The sequence below is a fragment of the Xanthomonas rydalmerensis genome (assembly GCF_033170385.1).
Taxonomy (GTDB): Bacteria; Pseudomonadota; Gammaproteobacteria; order Xanthomonadales; family Xanthomonadaceae; genus Xanthomonas_A; species Xanthomonas_A rydalmerensis.
In genome coordinates, this window is the sequence record NZ_CP126170.1 from 2,651,393 (window position 1) to 2,666,971 (window position 15,579).

9 protein-coding genes are annotated in these 15,579 nt (G+C 66.8%); 4 read left to right on the forward strand and 5 right to left on the reverse strand.

Going from position 1 to position 15,579, the window contains the following annotated elements:
* Window position 1 precedes the first annotated feature (1 nt).
* Window positions 2–2,599, forward strand: a complete 2,598-nt coding sequence (locus QN245_RS11095; protein ID WP_317843175.1) for a sensor domain-containing protein — start codon at window positions 2–4, stop codon at window positions 2,597–2,599.
* A 135-nt stretch (window positions 2,600–2,734) separates the two neighbouring features.
* On the opposite strand, the gene acnB is transcribed toward QN245_RS11095, so the two are convergent.
* Genes acnB through QN245_RS11110 form a run of 3 tightly spaced genes read right to left on the reverse strand, consistent with a single transcriptional unit; the run spans window position 2,735 to window position 6,046 of the window.
* A complete protein-coding gene (gene acnB, locus QN245_RS11100; protein ID WP_317843176.1) occupies window positions 2,735–5,326 on the reverse strand; it encodes a bifunctional aconitate hydratase 2/2-methylisocitrate dehydratase in 2,592 nt (863 codons plus the stop codon).
* 52 nt (window positions 5,327–5,378) lie between these two features.
* Window positions 5,379–5,786 carry a type II toxin-antitoxin system VapC family toxin gene (locus QN245_RS11105; protein WP_019798091.1) on the reverse strand — a complete coding sequence of 136 codons (408 nt, stop codon included), beginning with the start codon at window positions 5,784–5,786 and terminating at the stop codon, window positions 5,379–5,381.
* Window positions 5,783–6,046, reverse strand: coding sequence for an AbrB/MazE/SpoVT family DNA-binding domain-containing protein (locus QN245_RS11110; protein WP_010343322.1), 264 nt, complete (start codon window positions 6,044–6,046; stop codon window positions 5,783–5,785). Before QN245_RS11110 ends, QN245_RS11105 begins: the two co-directional genes overlap by 4 nt.
* 149 nt (window positions 6,047–6,195) lie before the next feature.
* On the opposite strand from QN245_RS11110, the gene acnA reads away from it, so the two are divergent.
* From acnA to QN245_RS11125, 3 genes are all read left to right on the forward strand, one after another.
* Window positions 6,196–8,955, forward strand: coding sequence for an aconitate hydratase AcnA (acnA, locus tag QN245_RS11115; protein WP_317843177.1), 2,760 nt, complete (start codon window positions 6,196–6,198; stop codon window positions 8,953–8,955).
* Window positions 8,956–9,487: 532 nt separating this feature from the next.
* On the forward strand, window positions 9,488–11,173 hold the full coding sequence (gene rpfB / locus QN245_RS11120) for a fatty acyl-CoA ligase RpfB (protein ID WP_317843178.1): 1,686 nt from the start codon (window positions 9,488–9,490) through the stop codon (window positions 11,171–11,173).
* 149 nt (window positions 11,174–11,322) lie between these two features.
* Entirely contained in the window at window positions 11,323–12,192 is an 870-nt protein-coding gene (locus QN245_RS11125; protein ID WP_317843179.1) for a crotonase/enoyl-CoA hydratase family protein, read from the forward strand.
* A 59-nt stretch (window positions 12,193–12,251) separates the two neighbouring features.
* Here the strand turns inward: QN245_RS11125 and QN245_RS11130 are convergent, their stop codons facing one another.
* Window positions 12,252–14,432 carry an ATP-binding protein gene (locus QN245_RS11130; RefSeq protein WP_317843180.1) on the reverse strand — a complete coding sequence of 727 codons (2,181 nt, stop codon included), beginning with the start codon at window positions 14,430–14,432 and terminating at the stop codon, window positions 12,252–12,254.
* Window position 14,433: 1 nt separating this feature from the next.
* Window positions 14,434–15,570, reverse strand: coding sequence for a cyclic di-GMP phosphodiesterase response regulator RpfG (gene rpfG, locus QN245_RS11135; protein ID WP_043086876.1), 1,137 nt, complete (start codon window positions 15,568–15,570; stop codon window positions 14,434–14,436).
* Window positions 15,571–15,579: the final 9 nt, after the last annotated feature.

Genomic DNA, 15,579 nt, shown 5'->3' on the forward strand with positions numbered 1-15,579 from the left:
CATGCCGGGCCGCCGCGCCACCACCTCGAGCGTCTCCAGCGACCCCAGTGTGGAAACGGCGCGGGCGGCCGCGGCCTGCTCCGAACTCGATCTGCTGCACTGCCTGCACTACGCCCCGCAAGGGGTGCTGGTGATCGATGCGAAGGCACGCGTGGTCGCCTTCAACCACACCGCCGAAGCGCTGTGGAACCGGCCACGCGCGCAGGTGCTGGGCCATCCGCTCGGCGAGCTGGTCGACGCGGAGAACCGCGCGGACTTCCTCGCCAGTTGCCTGCACCACGACGGCAGCGGCAGCTACGAACTGACGTTGCGCGACCCCGACGGTAGGGCACGCTGGCTGGCGGTGAGCGCGGCACGGGTGCCGGAGAACACCAGCCAGCTGCAGGTGCTGTTCGTGCGCGACATCAGCGCCGAACGCGCCCGCGATGCCAGGATGCGGCTGCTGTCGCTGGCGCTGGACTCCAGCGACAACGCGATCGTCGTCTGCGATCCGGAATTGAACATCCTCTACGTCAACGCCGGCTTCAGCCAGGTGTTCGGCTATGCCGAGAGCGAAGTGCTGGGGCACCTGCCCAGCAACGTGCTGACCGGCCCCGGTACCGACCTGCAGACCGTGCAGCAGACCCGCGAACGCGTACGCGCCGGCTTCGGCCACCAGGCCGACATCCTGGCGTACCGCAAGGACGGCACCCCGCTGTGGGCCACCCTGGTGGCCACCCCCATCGCCGGCGAGAACGGCGACCAACGGCGCTACATCCTCTCGTTCACCGACATCACCCAGAGCAAGATGCACGAGGTGCTGCACAAGAACGTGCTGGAGGCGCTGGTCCGCGAACAGCCGCTGGTCGAGGTCGCCACGCTGATCTGCAATGAGGTCGAGCGCATCGCGCCGGAACTGATGGCCGCGATCGTCAGCGTCGACGGCAGCGGCTGCCTGCAGCCGCTGGCTGCGCCGAGCATGCCGGCGCGGTTCGGCGAGACCATGAGCAACATGCGCGCCGGACCGCGTGCCGGCGCCCTCGGCACCTCGATCTGGCGCGGCAAGCAGGTGCTGGTGCTCGACCCGCGCACCGACCCGCTGTTCGCCGACTACATGGGGCTGGTGCAGTACGTGCAGTTGGGCACCTGCGTGGCTACCCCGATCAAGTCCAGCAGCGGCCGCGTCCTCGGCAGCTTCGCGCTGTGCTACCGGCAGGTGCGCGAGCCGTTGGCCTGGCACCTGCGCCTGATCGAACTCTGCGTGCATCTGTGCGCATTGGCGCTGGAACGCGAGCAGACCAGGGCACGCGTGCACCAGCTCGCCTTCTACGACTCGCTCACCGGCCTGCCCAACCGGGTGATGTTCAGCGCCCGCGCCGAGCAGGCGCTCGCCGCCGCCGAGCACCAGGGCGCGCCGGTGGCGATCCTGTTCGTGGACATCGACCGCTTCAAGCGCGTCAACGAGACCCAGGGCCATGCCGCCGGCGACGGCCTGTTGCGCGACATCGCCCATCGCATCGGCGACACCCTGGGCGTGACCGACCTCATCGGCCGCCAGGCCGGCGACGAATTCGTGCTGATGCTGCCGAACTGCAGCGTCGAACAGGCCGCCGGCGTCGCCGAGCGCCTTTTGCTGGCGCTGGCCGAGCCGCTGGTGGTCGGCCAGGTGACCCTGCACCCCAGCGCCAGCATCGGCGTGGCGATGTTCCCCGAGGACGGCGGCGACATCGAGACCTTGCTGCGCCATGCCGACCTGGCGATGTTCCGGGCCAAGCGCGAGGGCGGCAACAGCGTGTGCTACTTCAGTTCCGACATGAACCGCATGGCGCAGGAACGCGTGGCGATGGAGACCGCGCTGCGCGACGCCCTGCATCGCAACAAGCTGCAACTGCACTACCAGCCGCAGTTGCACAGCCAGGCGCCGCATGCGCTGTACGGCGTGGAAGCGCTGCTGCGCTGGGAACATCCCAACCTCGGCGCGATCTCCCCTGCCCGCTTCGTACCGATGGCCGAAGAATGCGGGCTGATCGACGAGCTCGGACATTGGGTCCTGCGCGAGACCTGCCGGCAGATGGCAGACTGGCGCCAGCGCGGCATCCCGGTGCCGCGCGTGGCGGTGAACCTGTCGGCCAACAATTTCGCCGACCCGCAGCTGCCCGCGCGGGTGGAGGATCTGCTCGCCACCGCCGGCCTGCAACCAGCGGACCTGGCACTGGAGATGACCGAGAGCGTCATGCTCTCCAACCCCGGCGCCGTGCTGGCCAATCTGCGCCAACTGCAGGCCAGCGGCGTGCTGCTGTCGCTGGACGACTTCGGCACCGGCTATTCCAGCCTCAGCCATCTGCATCAATTGCCGGTCAACGAACTGAAGCTGGACATGAGCTTCGTCAGCGACCTGGAGCACTGCCAGACCTCGCGCGCGCTGACCACCTCGGTGCTGCGCATTGGCGAGACCCTCGGCCTGCATACCGTCGCCGAGGGCGTGGAGACCGAGGCGCAGCGCGCGTTCCTGGCGCGGCTGGGCTGCCGCGTGCTGCAGGGCTTCCTGTTCGCCCCGGCGCTCACACCGGCGGCGCTGGAGCACTGGCTGCAGGGGCGTGCGCCCGCACAGCCGACGTAAGCGCACGCGAGCGCGGCAAGACCGCCGCGTCGGGAAACGCCTGCAACCCCAAGAAAAAAGCCCGGCAATGCCGGGCTTCTCGTTTGCGACAGTGCCGCATGGGCGGCACGTCGCGTCGGTGCATCGCCGGGGCGATCAGGCGGCGACCGTGGTGGCCACGTCCTGATAGTCCTGGATCTGATCGAAGTTCATGTAGCGATAGATCTGCTCGCCACTGGTCTTGATCACGCCCACGTCGGCCATGTACTCGTCCTTGGTCGGGATCCGGCCCAGGCGCGAGCAGATCGCCGCCAGTTCCGCCGAGCCCAGGTACACGTTGGTGTTGCGGCCCAGGCGGTTGGGGAAGTTGCGGGTGGAGGTGGAGAACACCGTGGCGCCCTCGCGCGCCTGCGCCTGGTTGCCCATGCACAGCGAGCAGCCCGGCATTTCCATGCGCGCGCCGGCGGCGCCGAAGGTGCCGTAGTGGCCTTCCTTGGTCAGCTCCGAGGCGTCCATCTTGGTCGGCGGCGCGACCCACAGGCGGGTCGGGATGTCGCGCTTGCCTTCCAGCAGCTTGGCCGCGGCACGGAAGTGGCCGATGTTGGTCATGCACGAGCCGATGAACACTTCGTCGATCGCCGCGCCGGCCACGTCGGACAGGGTCTTCACGTCGTCCGGGTCGTTCGGGCAGGCCACGATCGGCTCGTGGATGTCGGCCAGGTCGATCTCGATCACCGCCGCGTATTCGGCATCGGCATCGGGCTCGAGCAGCTGCGGGTCTGCCAGCCATTCCTCCATCTTCTTGATCCGCCGCGCCAGCGAACGCGCGTCGGCATAGCCTTCGGCGATCATCCACTTCAGCAGGGTGATGTTGCTGGTCAGGTACTCGACGATCGGCTCCTTGTTCAGGCGCACCGTGCAACCGGCGGCCGACCGCTCGGCGGAGGCGTCGGACAGTTCGAACGCCTGCTCCACCTTCAGTTCCGGCAGGCCTTCGATCTCGAGGATGCGGCCGGAGAAGATGTTCTTCTTGCCCTGCTTGGCCACGGTCAGCAGGCCCTGCTTGATCGCGTACAGCGGGATCGCGTTGACCAGATCGCGCAGGGTCACGCCCGGCTGCATCTGCCCCTTGAAGCGCACCAGCACGCTCTCGGGCATGTCCAGCGGCATGACGCCGGTGGCGGCGGCGAAGGCGACCAGGCCGGAGCCGGCCGGGAACGAGATGCCGATCGGGAAGCGGGTGTGCGAGTCGCCGCCGGTGCCGACGGTGTCGGGCAGCAGCATGCGGTTGAGCCAGCTGTGGATCACGCCGTCGCCCGGACGCAGCGACACGCCGCCGCGGGTGGAGATGAACTCCGGCAGGGTGTGGTGGGTCTTGACGTCGACCGGCTTCGGGTACGCGGCGGTGTGGCAGAACGACTGCATCACCAGGTCGGCGGAGAAGCCCAGGCAGGCCAGATCCTTCAGCTCGTCGCGGGTCATCGGGCCGGTGGTGTCCTGCGAGCCCACCGAGGTCATCTTCGGCTCACAGTAGGTGCCCGGGCGCATGCCCTGGCCTTCCGGCAGGCCACAGGCGCGGCCGACCATCTTCTGCGCCAGCGAGAAGCCCTTGCCGGTGTCCGGCGGGTCCATCGGCAGGCGGAACAGGTCCGAGGCCGGCAGGCCCAGGAACTCGCGCGCCTTGGCGGTCAGGCCGCGGCCGACGATCAGCGGGATGCGGCCGCCGGCGCGCACTTCGTCGAACAGCACGTCCGACTTCATCGCGAACTCGGCGATCACCTGCCCGTTCTTCAGCGCCTTGCCTTCGTACGGGCGCAGCTCGACCACGTCGCCGTGCTCCATCTGCGACACGTCCAGCTCGATCGGCAGCGCGCCGGCGTCTTCCATGGTGTTGTAGAAGATCGGCGCGATCTTCGAGCCCAGGCACACGCCGCCGAAGCGCTTGTTGGGGATGTACGGGATGTCCTCGCCGGTCCACCACAGCACCGAGTTGGTCGCCGACTTGCGCGAGGAACCGGTGCCGACCACGTCGCCGACGTAGGCGACCAGATGGCCCTTGGCCTTGAGATCGGCGATGGCCTGGATCGGGCCGCGCTTGCCGTCTTCTTCCGGCTCGAACGGGGCGCCGTCGCGCTTGTTCTTGAGCATCGCCAGCGCGTGCAGCGGGATGTCGGGACGGGTGGTGGCGTCCGGCGCCGGCGACAGGTCGTCGGTGTTGGTCTCGCCCGGCACCTTGAACACGGTGATGGTCAGGCTCTGCGGCACTTCCGGCTTGCTGGTGAACCACTCGGCCTCGGCCCAGCTCTGCAGCACCGCCTTGGCGTGCGCGTTGCCGGCCTCGGCCTTCTCCTGCACGTCGTGGAAGGCGTCGAAGATCAGCAGCGTGTGCTTCAGACCTTCGGCGGCGACTGCACCGAGTTCGGCGTTGTCCAGCAGCTCGATCAGCGGATGGATGTTGTAGCCGCCGAGCATGGTGCCCAGCAGTTCGGTGGCGCGGGTGGGCGAGATCAGCGGGGTCTTCTCGCTGCCGAAGGCGACCGCGGCCAGGTACGAGGCCTTGACCTTGGCGGCGTCGTCGACGCCCGCCGGCACGCGATGGCTCAGCAGTTCGACCAGGAACTGCTCCTCGCCGGCCGGCGGATTCTTCAGCAGTTCGATGACCTGCGCGGTCTGCTGCGCGCTCAGCGGCAGCGGCGGGATTCCGAGCGCGGCGCGCTCTGCAACGTGGTGGCGGTAGGCTTCCAACATGCGGGTTCTCCGGAAAAATACGGTGGGAATGTGCGGTAGCGGCGGCGCGGCGTCAGCCGGCAGGCTTGGGGACGATGATCTTCAGGCCCTTGAAGTAATCGCGGAAAAAACGGTCGTCGCGGGTGATCAGGCCATCGCATTGCAGCAGCGCATGCGCACCGATCAGGAAATCGGCCACCACCCGCTCGCGCTTGCCGCCACGGGCGCGGAAGCGGCGCTGCATCTCGCCGGCGCGCAGGGCCGACTTGGCCTCCAGCGCGCTGAAGCGGATGCTCATGTCCTCCAACACCGACAACGCCTCGGCGCCGTCGCGCAGCGCGCTGCACACTTCGGCCAGGACGATGTCGCAGACCACCACCGGACCGGTGCTCAGGCACTGGCGCAGGCAGGCTTCGGCGGCGTCGGCCTGCGGGCCGTCGGCCAGCAGGTCCACCAGCACGGACGAGTCGATGGCGATCATGCGCCGGCGTCGGGCTCGGGTTCGAACGGATCGCCCGGGGCGCGGCCGCGGATGGCGCGCATCGCCTCGTCGGTACTGGCGAAGCCGTCGAGCTTGAAGCGGCCGCGAGCGCGCGAGATGGCATCGTCCACGCTCTTGCGCAGGATGATCCGGCCGCCGTCAAGTTCCACTTTCAGGATGGTGCCCTTGCTCAGGCCCAATGCGTCGCGCACGGCCTTGGGCAAGGTGATCTGACCGCGCTCGGCGACAGTGGCTTCCATGGGGCGGGCTCCACAAGGTATGCACGAATTTTACATACTTGAAGCGTCATACTCAAGCCCACATACAGCGCAGGTCACACCTGCCATACACACTGAATCGGTCAGAATGACCGCAGTCCCTACAGCCGCGATGCCATAGGAGTTCCGTGATGAGCGATTCCTTTTCCACCCGTGCCTCGCTCGAGGTCAACGGCCAACGCTACGCCTACTACAGCCTGCCCAAGCTCGCCGAGCGCTTCGACATCGCCCGCTTGCCCTACTCGCTGAAGATCCTGCTGGAAAACCTGTTGCGCCACGAAGACGGCGGCGTGACCGTGGGCAAGGACCACATCGAGGCAGTGGCGAAGTGGGATCCCAAGGCCGAGCCGGATACCGAGATCGCCTTCATGCCGGCGCGCGTGGTGCTGCAGGACTTCACCGGCGTACCGTGCGTGGTCGACCTGGCCGCAATGCGCGACGCGGTGGTCAAGCTCGGCGGGCGCCCGGAACAGATCAACCCGCTGATTCCCTCGGAACTGGTGATCGACCATTCGGTGCAGGTGGACGTGTTCGGCAAGCCCGACGCGCTGGACCTCAACGGCAAGATCGAATTCCAGCGCAACAAGGAGCGCTACGGCTTCCTGCGCTGGGGCCAGAAGGCCTTCGACAACTTCAAGGTGGTGCCGCCGAACACCGGCATCGTGCACCAGGTCAACCTGGAGCACCTGGCGCGGGTGGTGATGACCGGCGAGCGTGACGGCGAGGCGATCGCCTACCCGGACACCGTGTTCGGCACCGATAGCCACACCACCATGATCAACGGCATCGGCGTGCTCGGCTGGGGCGTGGGCGGCATCGAGGCGGAAGCGGCGATGCTCGGCCAGCCTTCGTCGATGCTGATCCCGCAGGTGGTGGGCTTCAAGCTCACCGGCAAGCTGCCCGAAGGCGCCACCGCCACCGACCTGGTGCTGACGGTGACGCAGATGCTGCGCAAGCACGGCGTGGTCGGCAAGTTCGTCGAGTTCTTCGGCGACGGCCTGCAGCACCTGCCGCTGGCCGACCGCGCCACCATCGGCAACATGGCGCCCGAATACGGCGCGACCTGCGGCATCTTCCCGATCGACGCCGAATCGCTGACCTACCTGCGCCTGTCCGGGCGCAGCGAGGAGCAGATCGCGCTGGTCGAGGCCTACGCCAAGGCGCAGGGCCTGTGGCACGACGCCGACAGCGCGCATGCCGCGTACAGCGCCACCCTGGAACTGGACATGGGCCAGGTCAAGCCGTCGCTGGCCGGTCCCAAGCGCCCGCAGGACCGCGTGCTGCTGGAAGACATGCAGCGCAACTTCCGCGACAGCCTGGTGCCGTTCGCCGACGCGCGCAGCAAGCGCCACAGCGATGCGAAACAGGAAGACCGGCTCAAGAACGAAGGCGGCGGCGGCACCGCGGTCGGCGCCCAGGCGGCGCATGCGCAGGATGCCGAGGCCAGCGGCGCCGGCTGGCAGCTACGCGACGGCGCGGTGGTGATCGCGGCGATCACCTCCTGCACCAACACCTCCAACCCGGCGGTGATGCTCGGCGCCGGCCTGCTCGCGCGCAACGCCGTGGCCAAGGGCCTGAAGGCGCAGCCGTGGGTCAAGACCTCGCTCGGGCCGGGCTCGCTGGTGGTCACCGATTACCTCAAGAAGGCCGGGGTGATGACCGACCTGGAACAGCTCGGCTTCTACGTGGTCGGCTACGGCTGCACCACCTGCATCGGCAACTCCGGCCCGCTGCCGGAGGATGTGTCGGCGGCCATCGCCCAGGACGACCTGGTGGTGGCGTCGGTGCTGTCGGGCAACCGCAACTTCGAAGGCCGTGTGCATCCGGAAGTGAAGATGAACTACCTGGCCTCCCCGCCGCTGGTAGTCGCCTACGCCATCGCCGGCACCACCGACATCGACCTGACCCGCGACCCGCTGGGCACCGGCAGCGACGGCCAGCCGGTGTACCTGCGCGACATCTGGCCGAGCAACAAGGAGATCGGCGACACCATCGCCGCCACGGTCGGCCCGGAGATGTTCAAGCAGAACTACGCCGACGTGTTCAAGGGCGACAGCCGCTGGGCCGCCATCGCCTCGCCCGACGGCGAGCTTTACGCCTGGGACGGCGCCTCCACCTACATCAAGAACCCGCCCTACTTCGACGGCATGACCATGCAGGTCGGCCGCATCGACGACGTGCACGGTGCGCGCGTGCTCGGCCTGTTCGGCGACTCGATCACCACCGACCACATCTCCCCGGCCGGCAACATCAAGAAGGACTCGCCGGCGGGCCGCTTCCTGCAGGAACGCGGCGTGCAGCCGGCCGACTTCAACAGCTACGGCAGCCGCCGCGGCAACGACGACGTCATGGTCCGCGGCACCTTCGCCAATATCCGCATCAAGAACCTGATGTTCGGCGGCGAGGAAGGCGGCAACACCCTGTACCACCCGCCCGGCGGCGGCCAGCCGGAAAAGCTGGCGATCTACGACGCGGCGATGAAGTACAAGGCCGACGGCGTGCCGCTGGTGGTGATCGGCGGCAAGGAATACGGCACCGGCTCCTCGCGCGACTGGGCGGCCAAGGGCACCAATCTGCTCGGGGTCAAGGCCGTGATCGCCGAAAGCTTCGAACGCATCCACCGCTCCAATCTGGTCGGCATGGGCGTGCTGCCACTGCAGTTCCTCGACGGCCAGAACGCGCAGAGCCTGGGCCTGGACGGCTCGGAAGTGTTCGAGATCACCGGCCTGCAGGACGGCGCCAGCAAGCGCGCCAAGGTCGTGGCGACCAAGGCCGACGGCAGCGCGCAGTCCTTCGAGGTGGCGGTGATGCTGCTGACCCCGAAGGAAGTGGAGTACTTCCGCCATGGCGGCCTGCTGCAGTACGTGCTGCGGCAATTGGCTGCGCGCTGACAGCCGCACGGGTTTCCCACACGGAACCCTGGCCCCCGCGCCTAGCGCGGGGGCGATGCTCGGGTACGCGAATTGACACTTGCATGCGCGCGCACTCGAGAGCAAAGGCTTTCGCCTTTCGGCGAGTTACTTTTCTTTGCTTGTGCAAAGAAAAGTAACCAAAAGAAAGCACACCCTGCCTCGCGCCCTACGCGCTGCGCGCTCCGGGTCCGCGTCCAGCCCGGGGATCCGCGGAAGGGGCATCCTGCCCCTGCCGCGGACGGCGCACGTCCCTGTGCGCCGCCCCTTCGGGGTTTTTCCCCGTGCTGGCCGCCGCTTCGGAAGGGAACCGGTAAAAGCAACAGCAACAGCAACAGCAACAACAGATAGCCTTCGGCACTCTTGCCCTACCGGCACAAAAACACGCTCGCCCACAAGGCATCCCCCCGCCCCTGTTCGCCTTTCTCCCCTACGGAACGGTATGCTCCCATTACGGGATTCCGGCGGATACTGTCCGCTGCGCGCCCATCAATACATTTCCTGGAGGGGGAATATGAGTCTGGATCGTCCGTGGTTGCAGAGTTATCCGGCCGGCGTTGGCGCCGACATCGATGTCGATGAATACCGCTCCGTCGCCGCCGTCTTCGAAAGCTCCGTGGCCAAGTTCGGCGACCGCCCCGCCTACTGCAACTTCGGCAAGACCCTGACCTACCGCGAGGCCGGCGAACTGGCCCGGCAATTCGCCGGCTACCTGCTGGGCGAACTGCAGCTCAAGAAGGGCGACCGCGTCGCCCTGATGATGCCCAACTGCCTGCAGTACCCCATCGCCACCTTCGGCGTGCTGCTGGCCGGCATGACCGTGGTCAACGTCAACCCGCTGTACACCCCGCGCGAACTGCGCCACCAGTTGATCGACTCCGGCGCCAGCGCGCTGGTGGTGATCGACAACTTCGGCACCACCGTGCAGGAAGTGCTCGCCGACACGCCGATCAAGCAGGTCATCACCACCGGCCTGGGCGACATGCTCGGCTTCCCCAAGGGGCCGCTGGTCAACTTCGTCCTGAAGTACGTCAAGAAGCTGGTGCCGGACTACGACCTCCCCAACGCGATCCGCTTCCGCGACGCGCTGACCCTCGGCCGCCTGCACACGCTGCCGCCGATCGACATCGCGCCGAACGACATCGCCTTCCTGCAGTACACCGGCGGCACCACCGGCGTGGCCAAGGGCGCGATGCTGACCCACCGCAACCTGGTCGCCAACATGCTGCAGGCAGGCGCCTGGATCTCGGCGACCGGCAAGCTGGAGGAAGGCAAGGAAGTCATCATCACCGCGCTGCCGCTGTACCACATCTTCGCGCTGACCGCGAACGGGCTGGTCTTCATGAAGCTCGGCGGGCTCAATCACCTGATCAGCAATCCGCGCGACATGCCGGGCTTCGTCAAGGAACTGCAGAAGACCCGCTTCACCGCCTTCACCGGCGTCAACACCCTGTTCAACGGCCTGCTCAACACCCCTGGCTTCGACAAGGTGGATTTCTCCTCGCTGAAGTTCACCCTCGGCGGCGGTATGGCGGTGCAACGCGCGGTGGCCGAACGCTGGAAGCAGGTCACCGGCGTCACCCTGGTCGAGGCCTACGGCCTGACCGAGACCTCGCCGGCGGCCTGCATCAACCCGCTGACCCTGACCGAATACAACGGCGCGATCGGCCTGCCGATCCCCTCCACCGACGCCTGCGTCAAGGACGACCAGGGCCAGACCCTCGCCCATGGCGAGGTCGGTGAGCTGTGCATCCGCGGGCCGCAGGTGATGAAGGGTTACTGGCGCCGGCCGGAGGACACCGCCGGCGCCATCGATGCCGACGGCTGGCTGCACACCGGCGACATGGCGCGGATGGATCCGCAGGGCTTCTTCTATATCGTCGACCGCAAGAAAGACATGATCCTGGTGTCCGGCTTCAACGTGTATCCGAACGAGGTCGAGGACGTCATCGCGATGATGCCGGGCGTGCTGGAAGTGGCCGCGGTCGGCGTGCCGGACGAAAAATCCGGCGAAGCGGTCAAGGTGGTCATCGTCAAGAAGGACCCCAACCTGACCGCCGAGGAGGTGAAGGCGCACGCCCGCGCCAACCTCACCGGCTACAAGCACCCGCGCATCGTCGAGTTCCGCAAGGAGCTGCCCAAGACCAACGTCGGCAAGATCCTGCGGCGCGAGTTGCGCGACGCACCGCCGCCGCAATAAGCAGGTCCAGCGGGCGCCCACGCGGCGCCCGTGCAGGCGCTGGCAGGGCGAGTTCCGGCCGCGGCACCCGGGTGTAGCATCCGCCGGGTGGAAACGCACTCGCCCGCTGCGCCACGCCATCTCCGCGGGCGTCTTTCCGAGAGCCCGCCATGAGCACGATCGACACGCTGCCCCGTACCCGCACCTATTCCAGCATCCGCATCGATGCGGACGGCGACGACGATAGCCATTGGTTGTACATGCATGCGAATCCACAGCTCGGCACGCGCCCATGCTTCCATAGCCAGATGCTGGATGACGTACTGGCAGCACTGGAGGCGATGACAACGCGTGCGAATACGCTCAGGAAGGGCGCACTGAAGCATCTGGTTATCGCCTCCGATGCCAATGTCTTCAATCTCGGCGGCGATCTTGCGCTCTTTTCCGACCTCATCCGCCGCAAAGACCGCGAGCAACTGCTCGACTACGCCTATCGCTGCGTGAGCGGCGTCCATCAACTGCAGCGAGGCCTGGCGGGCGACGTGCGCACCATCGCCCTGCTGCAAGGCGATACCCTGGGCGGAGGTCTGGAGATGGCATTGGCCTGCCACACGATCGTCGCAGAAGAAGGCGTCACGATGGGGTTGCCGGAGGCGATTTTCGGACTGATTCCCGGCATGGGCGCTTATTCCTTCCTGTGCAAGCGCGTCGCTCCGCATGTGGCCGAACAGATCATCCTGGGTGCCGACCTGTACAGCAGCGAGCAGATGCACGCGATGGGCATCGTCGATGTACTGGTCCCGCGGAACCAGGGCATCGACCGCGTGAAACAGCTCATCCACCACCAGCGCCGCAGCCCGCAGTCGTACCTGGCGATGAACACGGTGCGCAATCTGGCGCAACCCGTGACCCTGCAGGAACTGCAGGCGATCACCGAAATCTGGGTCGATTCCGCGTTGGCGCTGGACGAGAAATCGCTGCGCACGATGGATCGGCTGGTGCGCGCGCAGACCCGCCGTGCGCGGGATGTTGCAGCCTAGCTGGAAAACGCAGTGGTCAGCGGTCGGCCCGGTATCACGCCCGGGCCTTACCGTCGGCCTCAGCGCAATTCGTTTTCTTCGGAACTTGCGCTGCGGCGCGCACGCGCCTCGAGCACTTCCCTGCCCTCGGTCAGACTGGCGTTGAGTGCCATCAACCGGGAGCGCCATTCGCTGCGCATCTGCCACTCCGCCATCTGCATCAACTCGCCACCAAGGCTGGCCAGCCGGATCAGGCCCAGATTGCTCGCCACGCCCTTGATCGCGTGAGCATGTTCGCGCAGACGTTCCCAATGCTCCGCGTCGCCTGCGATCTGCATGCCACCCAGGCAGCCCTCGGCATCGTTGAGACACTGCGAAATGAACTCGCGTTCGAATCCTTCGCCCATGCCCAGCCCGGCCAATTCATCGAGCACGGAGGAATCCAGCACACCTTCGGACGTGGTGGCGATCAACTGCCTGACCTGAGCCTCGCCAGAGCCGCGCAGGCGCCCCTCCGCGGCAATGTCGGCCAACGTATCTAGCAGACGGCTGGCGACGACCGGCTTGGCCAGGAACGTGTGCGCACCGGCCTGTTCACAACGCTGGATCGCGTCGGGTGTGACGTCCGCGCTGAGCACCACCACGGGGGTGCGCGGGCCGCCAGCCTGCATGATCCGCAGCTGCTTCAGCATGTCCAACCCGCTCATGCCGGGCATGTGCAAATCGACAATGACCCCATCGAACTCGCTCTCCGCCAAGGCGTCCAGCACCGATTCGGCCCCCTCGACGCAGATCGGACGGTGACCCGCCTTCTGCAGCAGGCGCTGTAGCACCATGCGATTGGCGGCATGGTCATCGGCCACCAGAATGCGCATGCTGCGGATGCGCGCACGGTGACGCAGGAAGGGATCCGAAAAGGCAATGACGTTCCCAGGCTGGCCGTTCTCCTCGGGGCGTTCGGCGGAAGCCGCCTCCGCCTGCGGCTCTTCCTCGACCGTGCTTACAGGAATCTCGAACGGCAGATCGAACCAGAACCGGCTTCCGCGCGGCAGGTTCTCCTGATAGCCGATACTGCCGCCCATCGACTCCACCAAGCCTTTGGCGATCGTGGTGCCCAGTCCGGTTCCTTCGTAACGGCGGGCCAATCCCACATCCGCCTGCTCGAACGCATCGAACAGCCGCGATCGCATCGACTCCGGCACACCGATGCCCGTGTCGACGATATCGAAACTCAGCCATGTCCGATCCATGTCGGTGCGCAGCAGCTTGACCCGCACGTCGACTCGACCGAAGTCGGTGAACTTGATCGCGTTCCCGGCCAAATTCAGCAGCACTTGGCGCAGGTGGCCTGCATCGCCGAGGAGATGATTCGGCACTTCAGCGGCGATGTCGACGAAATAGCCGATCGCCTTGGCCCGCGCCTGCGGCTGCAGGATCAAACCGATCTGCTCCACGGTTTCGCGCAGAGAGAAGGCACTGTTGTCGATACGGATCTTTCCGGCCTCGATCGCCGAGATGTCGAGCACTTCCTCGACCAGCGAGAGCAGGCTCTTGGCAGACGCCTGGATGGTGCTGACGCACTCGCGCTGCTCGGCATCGAGCCTGGTCGTCGACAGCACCTCTGTCATGCCGGACAGGCCGTTGAGTGGGGTACGGAATTCGTGGCTCATGTTGGCCAGAAAGCGGCTCTTTGCCTCGTTGGCGCGCTGCGCCTCCTTCGTCGCCTGAGTCAATTGCCGCAACAGCCCTGACAGATAAACCGGCACCGCCAACAGGCCGATGACCAGACCAACGCCCAGTCCAAGATTGTTGCGCCAGTAAGACGTTACCAGCACGGTGGTGCCGAAGCTGGCCACCCCCATGGCCACCGCCAGATAAAGATACCGGTTGCCGTAGCGCAAACCATTGCCAACCGTCACCCACAGGACCACGACGTACATCCAGGCCAGCGGCTCGCCCATGCCGATCATCGCCGCAGCGATCAGGCCGTAGTCGGCGATCATGCCGATGATCCGTCGCGTATCGCAACGTTCAGGCCGCCACAGCAACCAGGCCAGCACGCCCAGCGATAGCACCAGACCGGACGACACCACGGCGACCACGTTCAGGTACTCGCGCATGGGCAAGGTCGCGCGCGGACCCGGCAACAGCACATAGCTCAGGATGATAGAGATCAGGGCGATCCGCACCAGGGCCTGCGCGTGCTCGGTATCCTTGCGCTCCGCGAACCGTTGCCGCACCCACCTGATCGCCGCGATCATGTCAGACCCCTGGTCGCGCCGAGGCGGTGGAGAATTTCTCGCAGATCACCTGCAGTTGCTCGCGACCGCGGAACAGCGCGTCCACGCAGCGCGGGTCGAACAGGCGGCCGCGCTGGGCGTAGAGGTAGGCCAGCGTCGCATCCATGGTCCAGGCTTCCTTGTAAGGGCGCGGCGAGATCAGCGCGTCGAACACGTCGGCGACCGCCACGATCCGCGCTTCCAGCGGAATCGCCTCGCCGACCAGGCCGTCCGGGTAGCCGCTGCCGTCGTAGCGCTCATGGTGGCGCAGGGCGATCAGCGCGCCGACCTGGATGAAGCGGTTCTGGCTGCCGCTGAGCAGTTCGTAGCCGATGCGCGGGTGCATGCGCATCACCGCCATCTCGTCCTCGTTGAGCTTGCCCGGCTTGAGCAGCACCGCATCGGGAATGGCGATCTTGCCCATGTCGTGCAGGCTCGCCGCCATCTCGATGACCCGCACCTCGTCCTCGGACAGGCCCAGTTGCTCGGCGATCAGCCCGGCCACGTGGGCCATGCGCTCCAGGTAGGCGCTGGTGCCGACGTCGCGGTACTCGATGGCCCGCGCCAGCCGCGACAGGGTCTCGCGTTCGCGTTCCTCGACCTCGCGCATGCTGGCCAGCAGGCGCTGCTCCAGCGACATCGCGCGCTGCTTGATGTTCTCGCTCTGCAGCCGCAACTGCAGCAGGTTGTGGCAGCGCGCACGCAGTTCGCGCGGGCGGATCGGCTTGACCAGGAAGTCGATCACCCCCGCCTCCAGGGCGGCCTGGCGGATCGGCTCGTCGCCGACCACGGTGATCAGGATGATCGGGATGTCGCGGTGCTTGGGCAGCCGGCGCAGGCGCCGCGCGAACTCCAGCCCGTCCATGCCCGGCATGCGGTAGTCGAGCAGCAACAGATCGACCTTGCCGGCCTCGCACCAGGCCAGCGCGGCCTGCGAATCGCCGAAATCGCGCACGGTCAGTTCCGGGGCGATGTCCTCGATGACATGCCGCAGCATCGTCCGCGCGGAGGTCTGATCGTCGACGATGACGATGTTCAAACGATTGTCGCTTCCGTCGGCCCAGTGGAGACGGTCCCCGTTCGAGGACGCGCCGGAGAGGCTCATGCTGGCATCATGCATCTGCAATCC

What these genes read in the sequence shown, in the direction of transcription:
- acnB (WP_317843176.1), bottom strand. Translation starts at nt 5,326, where the DNA reads ATGTTGGAAGCCTACCGCCACCACGTTGCAGAGCGCGCCGCGCTCGGA.
- QN245_RS11110 (WP_010343322.1), bottom strand. Translation starts at nt 6,046, where the DNA reads ATGGAAGCCACTGTCGCCGAGCGCGGTCAGATCACCTTGCCCAAGGCC.
- acnA (WP_317843177.1), top strand. Translation starts at nt 6,196, where the DNA reads ATGAGCGATTCCTTTTCCACCCGTGCCTCGCTCGAGGTCAACGGCCAA.
- QN245_RS11125 (WP_317843179.1), top strand. Translation starts at nt 11,323, where the DNA reads ATGAGCACGATCGACACGCTGCCCCGTACCCGCACCTATTCCAGCATC.
- rpfG (WP_043086876.1), bottom strand. Translation starts at nt 15,570, where the DNA reads ATGCATGATGCCAGCATGAGCCTCTCCGGCGCGTCCTCGAACGGGGAC.
- QN245_RS11105 (WP_019798091.1), bottom strand. Translation starts at nt 5,786, where the DNA reads ATGATCGCCATCGACTCGTCCGTGCTGGTGGACCTGCTGGCCGACGGC.
- QN245_RS11095 (WP_317843175.1), top strand. Translation starts at nt 2, where the DNA reads ATGCCGGGCCGCCGCGCCACCACCTCGAGCGTCTCCAGCGACCCCAGT.
- QN245_RS11130 (WP_317843180.1), bottom strand. Translation starts at nt 14,432, where the DNA reads ATGATCGCGGCGATCAGGTGGGTGCGGCAACGGTTCGCGGAGCGCAAG.
- rpfB (WP_317843178.1), top strand. Translation starts at nt 9,488, where the DNA reads ATGAGTCTGGATCGTCCGTGGTTGCAGAGTTATCCGGCCGGCGTTGGC.